Below are 12,945 nucleotides of genomic sequence, written 5' to 3' on the forward strand. Positions count from 1 at the left end.
AAGCGGCGAAGTTCGCGCTTAGTTCACACGCTCGATAATGGTGGCGATACCCATGCCGCCGCCAATGCATAGCGTCGACAATGCAGTCTGCTTGTCGGAACGCTCGAGCTCGTCGAGTACCGTACCGAGGATCATTGCGCCGGTTGCGCCGAGCGGATGACCCATCGCAATTGCACCGCCGTTTACGTTGATGTCGCCATGGTCGACATTCATCGCTTCCATGAAGCGCAGGACGACCGCCGCAAAGGCTTCGTTCAATTCCCACACATCAATATCGCTGGCATCCATGCCCGCGCGCTTCAGCGCTTTTTGCGCCGCAAATTCAGGGCCGGTCAGCATGATTGTCGGTTCGGACCCGATGGAAGCCATGGACACGATCCGCGCCCGTGGTTTCAGATCATATTTTGAACCGGCTTCTTCATTGCCGATCAATACCGCAGCTGCGCCATCAACAATACCCGAGCTGTTGCCGGCGTGATGGACATGATTCATTTTTTCGACGTCGGGATGCTTCAGGATTGCGACATCGTTGAAACCGGGCATCTGTTCGCCCATGCCCTGGAATGCGGGGTTTAGCGCACCGAGTGATTGCATGTCAGTTTCAGGACGCATCAACTCATCATGGTCGAGAATGGTTTCGCCAATCACATCCTTGATCGGCAAAATGGATTTGGCGAAGCGCTTTTCTTCCCAGCTTTTTCCGGCCCGCTTTTGACTTTCCACCGCATAGGCGTCGACATCGTCGCGGCTATAGCCATATTTGGTGGCGATCAGATCGGCGGAAATGCCCTGAGGCACGAAATATTCCTGAAATACCAGCGTAGGATCAGCCATGCCGCCCAGTCCGTCGCTGCCCATCGGCACACGGCTCATCGATTCGACGCCGCCGCCGACGGCAAGGTCGGCTTCACCGGATTTGATCTTGCCGGCAGCGATATTCACGGCTTCAAGGCCGGATCCGCAGAAACGGTTCACCTGGATAGCAGAAGTTGTATCGGCATAACCGGCTTTCAGTGCTGCCATCCGGCTGATGACAGCGCCTTGTTCGCCAACGGGGGAGACACAGCCATAAGCAATATCTTCAACTTCATGGCCGTCCAGCTCGTTGCGGTCGTTAATTGATCCGAGCACTTGTGATGCCAGATCCAGCGCGGTGATTTCATGCAGGCTGCCGTCATTGCGGCCTTTGCCGCGCGGGCTGCGCACTGCGTCATAAATAAAGGCTTCGGTCATGCGATATTCCTCATTGTCTGTGATTCAGGATGTTTAACTGCATAGTTAATGTTGCGCTGCAGCATAGTCAAGCAGTTTACGTAAACGTAATGCGAGTAGAAGCTGTGACTTCAACATGTCTGCCAGTGACGAATCGCCACAAGCGGGGGACACTTCGCGTATAGCCTATTCAAGGATGCTTTGATATTTCTGGCTGAATACATCGCGGCCGACAATATAGCGCATGATTTCAGAGCTGCCGGCATAAATCCGGCTGACCCGCGCATCGAGGAACATGCGGCAGATCTCATATTCCTTCATGTAGCCGGCGCCACCGTGCAGCTGGACACCCAGATCCATCATTTCCCATTCGATTTCGCTGCCCAGCATCTTGCCTTTGGCGGCCATGTTGGAATTGAGCTGGCCCTGATTGTGGACTTCAACGCAATGATCAACATAAGTCTGGAACATGTCGATCTTGGCGTCCATTTCAGCCATTTTGAACTGCGTATTCTGCATGTCGGACAGTTTTTTGCCGAAAACATCGCGTTCCATGACGAATTTGCGGGTTACGTCAAAGGCATGACGGGCAGAAGCACCATATTGCACCATGCCGATCAGTCGCTCCTCGGCGAGACCTTCCATCAGATGGACAAAACCGTTGCCGGGCTCTCCGAGTACATTTTCCTTGGGAATTTTCACATTGTTGAAGAAAAGTTCCGCAGTATCCTGTGCGGACTGGCCCATTTTATCGAGATTGCGGCCGCGCTCGAAGCCTTCCATGCCGCGCTCGACGATCAGCAACACCATCGCGTGCTTGCTTTCCTCGCCATCCAGTTTGGCGGCGACGATGATGACGTCAGCATTTATTCCATTGGAAATATAGGTTTTCGATCCGTTGAGCAGATAATGATCGCCCATATCTTTCGCGCTGGATTTCATCCCCGACAAATCGCTGCCGGCGCCGGGTTCGGTCATCGCCACGGCGAGAATTGTTTCGCCGTTGACACATTTGGGCAAAAACCGTTCCCGCTGCTCTTCATTGCCGATATTCTTGAAATAGGGACCAACCAGGCGGCTGTGCAGGGTTGCATACCATTCGTGACATCCCGCGCGTGCCGCTTCTTCGATGATGATTTGTTCATAGCGAAAATCATTATCGCCCATGCCGCCATATTTTTCGTCGGGCCAGGTCATCAGAAATCCCTGATCACCTGCTTTCTTGAAAATTTCCCGATCGACGATTCCCGCTTCGCGAAAGGCGGGCATATGCGGTGCGACTTCATCGGCCAGAAACCGGCGATAGGCATCGCGGAACATATGTTGTTCTTCAGTAAATTTACGCATGGGCAGGTCCTTCAAAGGGGTATCGTGGTCTGTAATATCTTGTTCTGGCGGATACCGAACCGACTTTAACCGGTCAATTAAAACATCTGATAGCATTGCTCCGCGTCCGGGCGCGCAATCATGATCATTGCATTTCTTTTCAATGCCCAGCTATGGACGGATATGGCGAAAAACGAAGACAGACCTTTTATTCTGGGATTGGGCGGCACGACAAATCCGGCATCTTCCACCGAGCAAGCTCTGGCCATTGCGCTCCAGGCTGCATCGGATGCCGGCGCGGAAACGGAATTGTTCGGATCCGAACGGCTATGCGACCTTCCTCATTACCGGTCCGACCCTGTCGGCCTGAATGAAACCGGCAGAGCGCTGGTAAGTTCGGTGCGCAGGGCAGACGGCATATTATTGTCGAGCCCGGGTTATCACGGCACGATTTCCGGACTGGTGAAGAACGCGGTGGACTATATTGAAGAAACCGCAGGCGATGATCGGGTATATCTGGATGGATTGCCAGTCGGGCTTATTGTGACCGCTTATGGCTGGCAGGCCACCGGATCAACCCTCGCGGCCATGCGATCAATTGTGCACGCCCTGCGCGGATGGCCGACACCACTTGGCGTTGGCATTAACGCTTCCGGGGGTATTTTTCGCGATGGAGTTTGTGCGGATGAGGGCGTCAACGAGCAACTGCACCTTGTGGCACAGCAAGTCTTGCGCGGATCTCACCGCCGTGAGTTTTCCTGAACAGACTTAGGTTGGCGGCAAATTGCCGTAAAACTCGCGATACCAGCTGACAAAGCGCTGCAATCCGTCTTCGAGCATAACCTTGGGCCTGTACCCGGTCAGTGCCTGCAGTTTTGATATATCGGCATATGTTGACGTGACATCGCCTGGCTGCATCGGGCGCATGATCTTTTCGGCTTCGATAACCAGAGCCTGCTCCAGCGCAGTGATCATCTCCATCAGGCCGACAGGGCGACTGTCGCCAATGTTCAAAACGCGGTGATCGTGCGAGGCTGGCGGATTGTCGAGCGCGCCCAATATGCCATCGACAATATCATCAATATAGGTGAAATCGCGCGCCATTTTGCCTTCGCCGTAGACTTCAATCGGTTCGCCCGCGAGAATCTTTTTCGTGAATCCGAAATAGGCCATGTCAGGCCGTCCCCATGGCCCGTAAACGGTGAAAAACCGCAGACCGGTTTGTGGAAAACCGTAGAGTTTTGCGTAAGACTGGCTCATCAGTTCGCACGATCGCTTGGTCGCCGCATAGAGCGATACCGGGTCGGTCGCCGGTTCGTCCTCGGTAAATCCCACGCCGCCCATTGGCTTGTCGCCATAAACAGAGCTCGAAGACGCATAGACCAGATGCTCAAAATCAGGTGCATGACGGCTGGCCTCGAGCAACGCCAGATGGCCTTGCAGATTGGATTTCTGATAGGCGAACGGATTTTCCAGACTATAGCGCACGCCCGCCTGGGCGGCGAGGTGGATGATCTTCCGGACACCATTATCCTCGACCAGAGCGCGAACGGCTTTTTCATCCGATATATCTGTTTTTTCGAAGCGGAAACCGGCCAGCTGCTCGAGATTGTTCAAACGGGCCTGTTTGAGGTCCGGATCGTAATAGTCGTTCAGATTGTCAATTCCGATGACCATGTCGCCGCGTGCGATCAACGCGCCGGAAACGGCATGGCCGATAAAACCCGCAGCGCCTGTGACCAGAATCGGTGGAATATTTGTAGCGTCTGTCGCCATCGTCATGCGCCCGAGTTTCCCGTTTTCAAAATGCTCAAACTGATTCTAGTCAGTAGGCATTAGGGTGCATCAACACTTTCGCCGTGCCAAACAAAATCGTCACGTCGCGCCACATCCGCCAGCCTTCCAGATATTCCAGATCTGACTGCAGGCGAGCTTCGAGATCCTCCTGGCGGTCTGTTGCGCCCCGGAAACCTCTTATCTGAGCCAGGCCGGTAATTCCCGGTTTCAGCGCATGGCGGAGCCAGTAACGCTGATTGATTTCCCAGAAAAGTTTGTCACCGGCGAGCGAACCCAAGGCGTGCGGCCGAGGACCAACAACACTCATTTCGCTGCGCAGGACGTTCACAAGCTGGGGTAGCTCATCAATGCTGGTTTTGCGGATGAAATTCCCGACGCGCGTGATCCGCTGGTCATTGACCTGCGTTGACTGATCTCCGTTGGCATCGCCCTTGTCGGAGTGCATGCTGCGAAATTTGTAGATGCTGAATATCCGGTTTCCCTGACCCACGCGGGGTTGGCGGAACAGAACAGGCCCCGGGCTATCCAGTTTGATGGCAATTGCCACCGCAATCAAAAGCGGTGACAGGAAAATCAGAAGCGGAATTGTAATCGCCAGATCAAACGCTCGTTTTTTGAGGCGGTTCACAAGATTCAAGGTGCCGCGTGACACGATAAGTGTGTCGCTTTCGCCAAAATCACCGAGGCCGATCGCGCCGAGATTATTGGCGCCGCTGACAATTAGTTCGCCCGTCACATCTGATCCCTTCAGGAAAAGCGACCAGTCCGCTCGTCGTTCTCGCGTGCAAGCAACAATGATTCGGTCATACCCTTTCACAAGTTCCGACAGATGCGACAACATGTGCGGATCCATCGGATCGGGATAGAGCTTGGCTGCGCGGGCATCCACGCAATGTATGCCTCGTTCAAAAGGTATCGGCGGGACGCCGTCGAGAATCAGTAGCTGGTCAATCACCATGCCATGGAATTTCATCCACACAATCTGATTGACGATGAGCCGCCCAATCGCCAGCAGAGCCGCGCTGGCAGCAAAGGCGAAGGCAAATGCCAAACGGGATATATCGGTACCGGTTTGCGAGAAAAACGTGAACATCAATACGATCAGACCCGTTGCAAAAAGGGCTGAAAACGGCCTGCGAACGCTTTCTGAAAGGCTGCGCAGGGAATCTATTGAATAGGAATCGCGGGTGAAGGCAAACATCAGAAATATGGGAACGACCAGCAATACGATATGATAGCCCTGCGGCGACAGCCATTTGTCTTCGCGCAAAAAGCTGGCCATCATGAAGCCCGCGACAATAGCTACCACATCCAGCAACTGGAGCAGCGTATAAAGCACAACACGAACGGATGCGAGAGACCAGCGATCCTGGTTCTCGCTATTCAGTTTTTGCCCAGCGAATGAGTAACTTTCGTCCAACTAACGCACCATCTGCTTTCACATTACTCAATTGCGCGCCCCGAAGTCCTGAATAGACGATTTTGTGCTAAAGGCCACAAACTAATATTTTGTTAACCAATGCAGCAAATTGTGATGAAGGCGATGTCTACCTGAGTAAAAACCAGACTAGCGCGGTTAGGGCTGCCAGCAGCGCGCAATAACCACCATATCTGGATGCTGTCATAACCAGTCGCTCAGCTTGCGATAACCGCTGATAAACCGGGACTATATCTGGTGAATCATTTTGATTCGGATGTGATAATATTGCCATAATTTGCACGACCCCTCGCTTGGCGGACAGTGCATTTCAAGGTGCTGAGACTGTAATCAAACGTGTCTCAGCTGAAGGCACATTCCGGCTTAGGAGCACCCAAAGGCAAATTTTGGCCACTCCTGTCGTAATCCTGTATAATTTTGTAACCAGATGCAAACTTTTTCTGCATTTTTTCCAAATTGATTGTTGGAAGCAGGGTCGGGATCGGCTCCGGCGAGGCCGTTTTTTGGGTACATAGCCGAATGAAATTGCGGATTTTAGATCATCGAGATCAGGAATCCGGCGGCAACAATGGTCGCCCAAAAACCAGCACAGCTCCCGACAATTATCAGCAGCTTTGTGCGGGGAGAGAGTTTTTCTTCCGTCGGTAGGGGCCCGGTTTCGCTCAACCGACCCTCTAACTGTTCCTGCAACTGGCGTGCCGGAGACGGCACATAACTGGCTTCACCGGATCCAATCAGTTGAATCTCGCCCGTATCCGGAGCGGGTTCTGCCTCTACGAATGTTTCGTCATACCGGATTTTTCTGGCGCGCATTTTATATCTCCAACCCATATTGTGGGCCGGAACTGGTTTCTGATTGGTTAACAGAGCCAAAAGCTCCCGTTTTTGCCAATCCGCGCCCCGCCCGACCACTTTGGCAAGCAGACTTTATTGAAAAAATTGCGCTCGTCAGAAATGCGGATTGCCAAAACCGCGGTAACGCAATTGTAGAATCTTGTATCACCAGCTGCGGCTGGCCAGATTGTTGCCAATCCATGCTTTTCAGCTTAGCCGCCACTTTCACCCATTGCCGGGGGGCGTATGCCGCCTGCAATATGCCACAGAGCGTTAATCTGGATGGTAAACAACGTTGCAAATCCGCACATTTTCCTTCATTGGCAAGGCTTACAGGCGCTTAAGTATGTTGTTGCGCGAGTAAAGGATCAAATTTTGTCAGACGATTTAAGTACATTGGTCGCATCTGCGGACCGTCGTCGCCGAGCGGCTATCATGATTTTTCTGGTAGTTGTGGGCGTTGCTGCGCTATTTCCGCGCAATGATCGTGCGATGTGGACGCCGGAAGCGGATACTCCATTTGTATTCACCGCGGTTCCCGAAAAATTGCCGGTCGTCTATTTGACTCTCGGTGGAGCCGACGCACTTGTCCGTCAGTTTATTGGACTGGGCAATGACGATCGCAAACGCCGTTCGCGATTCATTCCAATGGATACCGCAGATCTTGCACCAGCTCCCGGCGAGGGGCGGGCAGCACGTGGAAACATACCCGAGGCTTCCGTTCCCCGGTTTGGTGAACTGCCGACGGAACTCGCTGATGCACGCTCTGCTCCCGGCGGAACGCTTAATCCCGGCTCTGGCGTGCCCGGTGGTGGTACCGGTGGCGGTGGTGACGCAATCGGGGGATCCGGCGGTGGATCGGGCGGCGGCTCTTCTGGCGGCGGATTTGGCGGCGGATCAGGTGGGGGCGGCGGAACGCCGGGCACCATTATTCCGGCAGATCCAGATGATCCCAACGATCCAACCGACCCAATTCCCGAGGTGCCACCTGTCATGTCTCCTGTACCTGAGCCAATGACCTGGGCGATGTTTATTGCGGGCTTTTTGATGGTTGGTGGTGCGTTGCGCTTGCGGCGCAAACGACAGCTGCCGGCCTAAACTGCGGGCAGAGCCGTTCGGCTTATTCGATAATCAGCCGGTCCTGTTTCAATGTCACGGATTTCAAACGTGACAGAGCATTGAGGCCAAGCAGGGACGTTTCCGGTCCATCTTCCATCACTGCAATGTCCAGTTGTCCGACCGGTCTGCCGGCCACCGTCAAATGCTGCGCGCGATGCCAGGCCATTTTGCCATATCCGCTGGCCGTTCGGATTCGGGCAGAGCTTTGACCATCACCCAATCCCGCTCGCCTGGCATCCGCCATGTTCAAAACGACGACTGATGCTCCGGTGTCGATGGCAAAACGGACAGGCACGCCCTGCAACATTCCATCGACGTAGAAAAGCCCATCTTTGGATCGGTCAATATGGAAAGACTGCGCCGAATCTGGCTGAAAGCCAGTTGCCGGGAGTGTCGACGGCATGGCGGTCATCGCTGATGCAGATGGTTGCGCGGCAAATTCTGAAGTTTGCACGCCAGCAAGCGTAACCCCGCCAAAGGCAAGGCCGCCGAGAATCCATGTGATGGGTTGCACTGACATGTGGCACTGATAGCCGCAGTCACGTTCGGGAAGTCTTCAGCAACGGGGTAAACGTCAGTTAACAGGTGTTAATCTGGATTAATCCCTTGATCACGGGCTATCTAGTCATCATATGCCGCCAGCAGGCGTTTCAACTGTCTGCGCTGGAACAGGGCGAGCAAGCCAGAACCCAGCGCCAGAAGCAGAAATTCAAGCGCAGCAACCCAGTAGGGCCATTTCAGGTCACTTGTTTTGCGATATAATACATAGTGATCAGGATGCACTTTCAGACCGGTTTTCTCGTATAGGAGAACGATTTCATCCGGCAGGCCATCTTGCCGCAAGGCCCCGGTCACCGAATTTCCGGGTCCATCCTTTGTCGGAATGATTCGACCATGCTCAAGAAGCTTGTCTTTTTCCGGGATAATGCCCGGCAGCTGATTTCTTGGCAGAACAAATTCCGGACGAAAGACCTGCACAAAATAACGAGTAGATTTGCGCTCTGCAATTCGGCTGACGATCGGGATAAAATAGGTACGCTGGTTCGCCAGCACCAGATTCCGGTCAATCGTAGCGAGCTTTTGCCAGTCCAGGGACCCGGTGAGCCTTGCTGCACCTTCTCTGGGGACAGCAAACGGGATTGCGCCGACATTGATTTGCTGCGCTTTGCCTTCGTCACTGGGCAGGCGGCTCATAAGAATGAGGGAAATGAGCGCACCCAGCAGACCGAGGCCCGCCAGCGCGAAAAAACTCCGCATGGTCAGCCGCGTGCGCGTCACTGATTTTGCCAGCTGTTCGGTTGCGCTCAGAACAGCCTCGCTCTCATTGCGGTTTTTCTTGCGGCGCAGCAGGATCCAGAGGATGATCAGCAGCAACAGCGATAGAATGATGACAGGCAAGGCCATGGTCAGGATAGGGAAGTACCGGCCGAACCACAAAAACTGCCATTCCGCGAGTATGGAGACCAGTCCGCGGTAAAATACCGACTGGGGCAATAGAATCAGAAAAATCACGATCGCAAAAGTGACGGTAACCGGTACGACATTTCGTCGGATAGAAGGGATAAATCCAGTTTGCGCCTTTTCAACCATGTTAGATCCTTCTGGGGGGGGCCGATATCGCTGTCGGCCGCAAAAGTCTAGGAAATTGCTGAGGTATTACGTCAATTTACGTTTAACGGAATGCGCTCAGCTTCCTTTAACTCGGGTGAGTTGGCGTTTTCTAAAGTTAACATAAGATAATCAGTAGCTTATCGGAGGTCCAGACGAGGAATCTACACATTTGGACTTAATCCAGAATTAATGTTCCTTTTTCGCGATCTGCCGCGATCGGACTATCGGTTTGATCAGCAGAAATTGTTCCGGCATCCGGAAGGCGATCGGGCGTGTCACCAACATTGAATCCTGGCGTCAATATCGGATCAACCTCGGGCACGAAAGTCACTGTTTCATCTTCGTCGCCCATTGTCGGATCCAGTGCAATGGTTTCATCATTGTCGATTTCGGCAATAGCCGTACCAGAAAGATTTTCCCCGCTATAGCGGCTCGTAAATGCAGCACGCTTGCCCCAGAATCCGGTCCAGCGATAGAAGATATGCGATCCGACGGTTGTTATTTTTTCGAGACTTTTTGCCCAATAGGGGACGATCCAGACAGTGTGATAATGCGTTGCCGTGCCGACACTGGGTTCGACCGCACCGGCAAGGGCTGACGCTGCAATATTGCGCGCCCGATTCCAGATTGCCGGCACTGGGCGTCTTGCCAGTGATCCATCGCAGGTGAAGCTAAACTGGCATCCGGTGGATCGCGAAGAACCCTGGAAAACAACGTCGCAGATATTGTTGGGATAAGCCGGGTGGCGCATGCGGTTGATGACCACCTGTGCAACGGCACGCTGGCCTTGTGGTGCCTCGACTGCAGCCTCGTAATAAATCGCTGATGTCAGGCAATTTGTCGCAGATTGACGAGACAATTCCATGGCCACGGTAGACGGGATTGAAAATGGCCGTGCCGAAACAATCTGATTTTGCGAATCCGGAACCGCCATATTGGCTTTTTCGGCTTCCTCGGCGGTCAATTTCAGATTCTTCGCGGCCAGGGAACCAGATGGATCGTCTGGCAATCCCGGCAACGCCGGTACCTGCGTGTTTCCGTCACCCATTGTCTCGATATCCACGCTGTCCTGAACAGTCACCCCGGACCGATCAAATATTGATGTCGATGACAGTACGAGACCCAGAACCGGCACCAAGCAGAAGATTCCGACAAAGAAAATGATCAGCCGCCGCCGCGAACGCTTGCTGCGCTGCTTGCGCGGCCTCTGGTGTGCAGCCAATTTTTTGTGGGGAGGCAGGTTTGACAATTTCATCACTTTGTTCGTTTTGCGATCCGAATCGCACGTTGCTGCTGATGACCCGGGAACGATTCATATTTCACTTGCCGGAACCAGACAATGATTGGTGTGAGGATAGCCGGTTGCCTCGGTCAAGCAAAGCGGCTTAACCATTGAGGCAGTTTTGACGTAACCAGAAAATTAAACCTTTTCTGACAAGGCTGTATCGAAACAATACAGTTGCTGTCGCGATGGCGGAAACAGGCCAGTTAGGCTGGATAGTCCTTCTCCGATGTGATACGTCCGCCTTCTGTAGTTACAGGGATAAAACCATCTTGAGGCAACCATATCTGAATTTCTGTCCCGAAGAGGGTCTACAAGCTGCTGCGTCCACTGGATCTACGGCGTTGGTTTCATGTGGTTCAGCCAGGTACGGTAACCAGCCCTTTCCGACAAGTTTGACTGGAGCCGGCTCATGACTGATATCGCCGCCCGCCGTTCATTCCCGTTGCTTTCACCTGCCAATATCCTTTTTGTGCTGGGTGTTGTCGCTATTATCGTTCCGACGATGATGTTTGTGGCGCAGGAAAGCTGGTCGCAGGAGACCGGTGCCCATGGTCCGATCGTTCTGTTCACCGGTTTATGGCTGTTACGCCGTCGCTGGGTAGCCGCGCGTCCGGTTATGAAGGCGCCGCCGACGCTGCCGGTGCTTGTTCTGGCGGCAATATTCCTGCCGCTTTTTGTATTTGCCCGCGTGACCCAGATCATCGAAATCGAGGGATATTTGATGTACGGTCTGGTGCTGATCTCGCTCTACAGCGTGGTCGGCAAGGAAGCGATGAAGGTCATGTGGTTTCCGCTATTCTATCTCGTGTTCGTTTTCCCTCCGCCGGATACGCTGATTGCTTTGATCACGCAGCCCCTTAAAATAGTCATCTCACAGGCGGCTATCGGATTTCTGCATATGCTTGGCTATCCGATTGGCGGAGCCGGTGTCATGATTCAGATCGGTCAGTATCAACTGCTGGTCGCAGCAGCCTGCTCGGGCTTGAACTCGCTGGTCTCGCTTTCGGCAATCTCGCTATTCTATATCTATGTGCGGCATCAGGCCAATTGGCGATATGCGTTGCTGCTCGGGCTGATGATCATCCCGGTTGCGGTCATTGCGAATTTTATCAGGGTACTGATTCTAATTCTGCTCACCTATCATCTGGGCGAAGCTGCTGCTCAGGGCTTCCTCCATAATTTTGCCGGAATCACGATGTTCCTGGCAGCTGTTCTGACAATATTTGCGATCGACAGTGTTCTTGAGCCCATATGGCGGCGTATCTACAAGACAAGGAGCCCCGAATGACCGCGGACACCCCCCCTGAAGCGACGGAGAAACCCGAACCTGAATCTCACGAGAATTCCGGTGTGAATCGTCGGCATCTGCTTCTGGGCGGCGCATTTTGTGCCGCTGCGGGTGTTGCGTTTGCTCGTGAACCGCAACCGGTTGCGCCTCTCGTCAAAAAATCTGTTTTTGAAGAATTGATCCCGAAAAATGTTGGGACGTGGGAATTTGAAACGTCCAGCGGGCTGGTTCTGCCACCGCCAGATGCGCTTTCAGACCGTCTTTACGACAACCTTGTTACCCGCATCTATTCTTCGGAACAGGACCCTGCGATGATGTTTCTCGCAGCTTATAGCAACACGCAAGACGGTGTGCTGCAGGTTCACCGGCCGGAAATCTGCTATCCAGCGGGTGGCTATGAATTGACGCCGACCCGGCCAATTGTTGTCGACAACGGGCTCGGCGGGAAAATCAACGCGAACGTGTTTACCGCTTCTGGTCGCGGCCGAACAGAGCATGTGTTGTACTGGACGCGTATTGGCGATTTCTTCCCACTGGCATGGAGCGATCAGCGGATTGCCGTTATTCGGGCAAATTTGCAGGGTATCATTCCGGATGGCGTACTGGTCAGAATATCCACCGTTATGACCGAAATGGATGAAGCGCTGCCGCACATGTCCAAATTTGCAGCCCAGCTTAACCAGAATATGAACGCGCAGGGCCGGGCCCTGCTCAGCGGGGTAACCGCCTGATCATTCTTCCGGGCGGTTAAACTTTTCGAATGGTTTCAGAACAACGACAATATAGGTCACGACGGTCGCAATCACCGCAATTGATGCAAATTGATAGCCTTCGTTACCAAGATAATTGGCGCCTGCGCAGCCAACCGACGCGACAAGATATTGCCAGAGATGATCAGGCGGATCGTCTTCCATCGACCGATCGAGAAAGAGCACGATCAAGCCGCCAAATATCGCCAATGTTAGCCAATCGTAAATTGTTTCCAATCGTGCCTCCCGTCGCTATAGTCCCGTGTGTATATTTTAAGCGGGCTTG

Annotated in this window: 13 protein-coding genes; 4 read left to right on the forward strand and 9 right to left on the reverse strand. The window is 53.4% G+C overall.

Annotation, left to right across the window (positions count from 1 at the left end):
* Positions 1-18 precede the first annotated feature (18 nt).
* Together ABJI30_RS05385 and ABJI30_RS05390 are read right to left on the reverse strand one after the other, a co-directional pair.
* Positions 19-1,233: an acetyl-CoA C-acetyltransferase gene (locus ABJI30_RS05385; RefSeq protein WP_348016157.1), complete on the reverse strand. Its 1,215-nt coding sequence runs from the start codon at positions 1,231-1,233 to the stop codon at positions 19-21.
* Between the two features lie 165 nt (positions 1,234-1,398).
* Positions 1,399-2,559 carry an acyl-CoA dehydrogenase family protein gene (locus tag ABJI30_RS05390; protein ID WP_348016158.1) on the reverse strand — a complete coding sequence of 387 codons (1,161 nt, stop codon included), beginning with the start codon at positions 2,557-2,559 and terminating at the stop codon, positions 1,399-1,401.
* Positions 2,560-2,679: 120 nt separating this feature from the next.
* Here ABJI30_RS05390 and ABJI30_RS05395 point away from each other — a divergent pair, with 120 nt between their 5' ends.
* The gene (locus tag ABJI30_RS05395) at positions 2,680-3,300 is read left to right on the forward strand and encodes an NAD(P)H-dependent oxidoreductase (RefSeq protein WP_348016159.1); all 621 of its coding nucleotides are present in this window, start codon (positions 2,680-2,682) and stop codon (positions 3,298-3,300) included.
* A 6-nt stretch (positions 3,301-3,306) separates the two neighbouring features.
* Here ABJI30_RS05395 and ABJI30_RS05400 read toward each other — a convergent pair whose 3' ends face one another.
* The 3 genes from ABJI30_RS05400 to ABJI30_RS05410 form a co-directional block, all read right to left on the reverse strand.
* The gene (locus ABJI30_RS05400; protein ID WP_348016160.1) at positions 3,307-4,320 is read right to left on the reverse strand and encodes an NAD-dependent epimerase/dehydratase family protein; all 1,014 of its coding nucleotides are present in this window, start codon (positions 4,318-4,320) and stop codon (positions 3,307-3,309) included.
* Positions 4,321-4,363: 43 nt separating this feature from the next.
* Positions 4,364-5,755, reverse strand: coding sequence for a sugar transferase (locus tag ABJI30_RS05405; protein WP_348016161.1), 1,392 nt, complete (start codon positions 5,753-5,755; stop codon positions 4,364-4,366).
* A 552-nt stretch (positions 5,756-6,307) separates the two neighbouring features.
* Positions 6,308-6,586, reverse strand: coding sequence for a hypothetical protein (locus tag ABJI30_RS05410; protein ID WP_348016162.1), 279 nt, complete (start codon positions 6,584-6,586; stop codon positions 6,308-6,310).
* Positions 6,587-6,982: 396 nt separating this feature from the next.
* Between ABJI30_RS05410 and ABJI30_RS05415 the strand changes: the two genes are divergently transcribed.
* On the forward strand, positions 6,983-7,705 hold the full coding sequence (locus ABJI30_RS05415) for a PEPxxWA-CTERM sorting domain-containing protein (protein ID WP_348016163.1): 723 nt from the start codon (positions 6,983-6,985) through the stop codon (positions 7,703-7,705).
* Positions 7,706-7,727: 22 nt separating this feature from the next.
* On the opposite strand, the gene ABJI30_RS05420 is transcribed toward ABJI30_RS05415, so the two are convergent.
* From ABJI30_RS05420 to ABJI30_RS05430, 3 genes are all read right to left on the reverse strand, one after another.
* Positions 7,728-8,246 carry a retropepsin-like aspartic protease gene (locus ABJI30_RS05420; RefSeq protein WP_348016164.1) on the reverse strand — a complete coding sequence of 173 codons (519 nt, stop codon included), beginning with the start codon at positions 8,244-8,246 and terminating at the stop codon, positions 7,728-7,730.
* Positions 8,247-8,347: 101 nt separating this feature from the next.
* Positions 8,348-9,316 (reverse strand): hypothetical protein, encoded by a 969-nt coding sequence (locus ABJI30_RS05425; protein ID WP_348016165.1) that lies wholly within the window; start codon positions 9,314-9,316, stop codon positions 8,348-8,350.
* A 196-nt stretch (positions 9,317-9,512) separates the two neighbouring features.
* Positions 9,513-10,592 carry a cell wall hydrolase gene (locus ABJI30_RS05430; RefSeq protein WP_348016662.1) on the reverse strand — a complete coding sequence of 360 codons (1,080 nt, stop codon included), beginning with the start codon at positions 10,590-10,592 and terminating at the stop codon, positions 9,513-9,515.
* Between the two features lie 439 nt (positions 10,593-11,031).
* On the opposite strand from ABJI30_RS05430, the gene xrtV reads away from it, so the two are divergent.
* Positions 11,032-11,910 (forward strand): exosortase V, encoded by an 879-nt coding sequence (gene xrtV / locus ABJI30_RS05435; protein ID WP_348016166.1) that lies wholly within the window; start codon positions 11,032-11,034, stop codon positions 11,908-11,910.
* Positions 11,907-12,641, forward strand: a complete 735-nt coding sequence (gene epsI / locus ABJI30_RS05440) for an exosortase-associated protein EpsI, V-type (protein WP_348016167.1) — start codon at positions 11,907-11,909, stop codon at positions 12,639-12,641. The genes xrtV and epsI overlap by 4 nt, the downstream gene beginning before the upstream one ends.
* Here epsI and ABJI30_RS05445 read toward each other — a convergent pair whose 3' ends face one another.
* Positions 12,642-12,896, reverse strand: coding sequence for an XrtV sorting system accessory protein (locus tag ABJI30_RS05445; protein ID WP_348016168.1), 255 nt, complete (start codon positions 12,894-12,896; stop codon positions 12,642-12,644).
* Positions 12,897-12,945 lie beyond the last annotated feature (49 nt).

The organism is Parasphingorhabdus sp., from assembly GCF_039968395.1.
Taxonomy (GTDB): domain Bacteria; phylum Pseudomonadota; class Alphaproteobacteria; order Sphingomonadales; family Sphingomonadaceae; genus Parasphingorhabdus.

Coding starts and splice junctions, on each gene's coding strand:
- ABJI30_RS05385 (WP_348016157.1), bottom strand. CDS start 1,233: ATGACCGAAGCCTTTATTTATGACGCAGTGCGCAGCCCGCGCGGCAAA.
- ABJI30_RS05425 (WP_348016165.1), bottom strand. CDS start 9,316: ATGGTTGAAAAGGCGCAAACTGGATTTATCCCTTCTATCCGACGAAAT.
- ABJI30_RS05395 (WP_348016159.1), top strand. CDS start 2,680: ATGATCATTGCATTTCTTTTCAATGCCCAGCTATGGACGGATATGGCG.
- ABJI30_RS05390 (WP_348016158.1), bottom strand. CDS start 2,559: ATGCGTAAATTTACTGAAGAACAACATATGTTCCGCGATGCCTATCGC.
- ABJI30_RS05430 (WP_348016662.1), bottom strand. CDS start 10,592: ATGAAATTGTCAAACCTGCCTCCCCACAAAAAATTGGCTGCACACCAG.
- xrtV (WP_348016166.1), top strand. CDS start 11,032: ATGACTGATATCGCCGCCCGCCGTTCATTCCCGTTGCTTTCACCTGCC.
- epsI (WP_348016167.1), top strand. CDS start 11,907: ATGACCGCGGACACCCCCCCTGAAGCGACGGAGAAACCCGAACCTGAA.
- ABJI30_RS05410 (WP_348016162.1), bottom strand. CDS start 6,586: ATGCGCGCCAGAAAAATCCGGTATGACGAAACATTCGTAGAGGCAGAA.
- ABJI30_RS05400 (WP_348016160.1), bottom strand. CDS start 4,320: ATGACGATGGCGACAGACGCTACAAATATTCCACCGATTCTGGTCACA.
- ABJI30_RS05420 (WP_348016164.1), bottom strand. CDS start 8,246: ATGTCAGTGCAACCCATCACATGGATTCTCGGCGGCCTTGCCTTTGGC.